Origin of the sequence: Streptomyces sp. NPDC046977 (genome assembly GCF_040644455.1) — a bacterium.
Taxonomy (GTDB): Bacteria; Actinomycetota; Actinomycetes; order Streptomycetales; family Streptomycetaceae; genus Actinacidiphila.
Map to the genome: position 1 here is coordinate 1 of NZ_JBEYWO010000090.1, position 1,277 is coordinate 1,277.

At 67.5% G+C, this 1,277-nt stretch carries 1 protein-coding gene; it reads right to left on the reverse strand.

Features of this window, described 5'->3' with window-relative positions; translation table 11 throughout:
- The coding region (locus ABZ883_RS43120; protein ID WP_360917794.1) for a choice-of-anchor M domain-containing protein at nt 1-782 on the reverse strand (782 nt) is incomplete at its 3' end.
- Nucleotides 783-1,277 lie beyond the last annotated feature (495 nt).

The window sequence follows — 1,277 nt, forward strand, 5'->3', positions numbered from 1 at the left end:
GAGCCGCCGTCCGTGGAGCCGCCGTCCGTGGAGCCGCCGTCCGTGGAGCCGCCGTCCGTGGAGCCGCCGTCCGTGGAGCCGCCGTCGGTCGAGCCGCCGTCCGTGGAGCCGCCGTCCGTGGAGCCGCCGTCGGTCGAGCCGCCGTCCGTGGAGCCGCCGTCCGTGGAGCCGCCGTCGGTCGAGCCTCCGGGATCCTCGTCTCCCGGAAGCGGAACCTCGTCAGGGTTGACGTTGCCAACGGCCATGGTGAAGACCTGGCTGTCGGAGACTTCCTGCCCTGAGGGAAGTGTCGCCTTGAAGGTGAACGTCATGCGGTAGACGCCCTCCTTGGTGAAGACCCAGTTGGCGTGCTCGTGAGTACGTGCCGGTACCTCGTAGGTGTCGGGGAGACCGTCGCGGCTGTCGAAGCGCATCATCGGCTCGCCGAAGGGCGTCCATTCGAAGAGCAGCAGCCCGCCTGGGCCCTCCACCTTGTCCAGTGACAGCGTGAAGTTGCCCTGGATGTCGCTGTTCTGGAAGGCCTCGGTGCTCCAGCCTGCCCACAGCACCTCGGGGTCTTGGGTCTGGGGGATCGAGTAGAAGGTGTCGCCGGCGTTGCCGAGGAAGGACAGTCCGTCGGCCGGGTCGGGGATGGTCTGCTTGCCCTTGGACGTCAAGTGCATGATCACCGAACCGGGTTCGCGCCAGACGGCGCTGGTGGTCCGGCTGTCCTTGAACAGCGTGCGGAACTTTCCGTCCACTATTCGCGGTGCGATCGCATCGACGTGGCCTGTGTCGATCACGATGCGCTCGCTGATCACGTCACTCGCGGCCGATTCGGCCGCATACGCCGCCGGGACGCCATGGATTACGACACTGCCATGACCTGCCGGCGCCACGGAGATGAGTCCTGCCGCAGCCAGGACCAGCACTCCTGCCACGTACGCGGACCGCGTAGTCGATCTCATCGCCCCTCATCTGCTTCAAGAGGCCGCACCGCCGTAGGCGGGCGGCAGAAATGGGCACGTTGCCCCTGGGAATGTGCGCGGTACCTGAGCCCCCCACGGGCACCCGAGCATGGCCGATCACGGAAAGAGAAGGCCCTCCCGCGTGGCTGCAGAAGACACTAGCCGGTATGGTAATCATTTTCAACAAGCGCCTAAGTTGACCCCAGGCCCGCGCGTGGCTTCCGGCGCCCCTGACGAACACGGCGGGCCCCGCCCCATGAGGTGCGCGGCCCGCCGCCTGCTGGGTCATCCGTGGGGCACTGCTACCAGGAGGACTTGGTCACGCCGGGC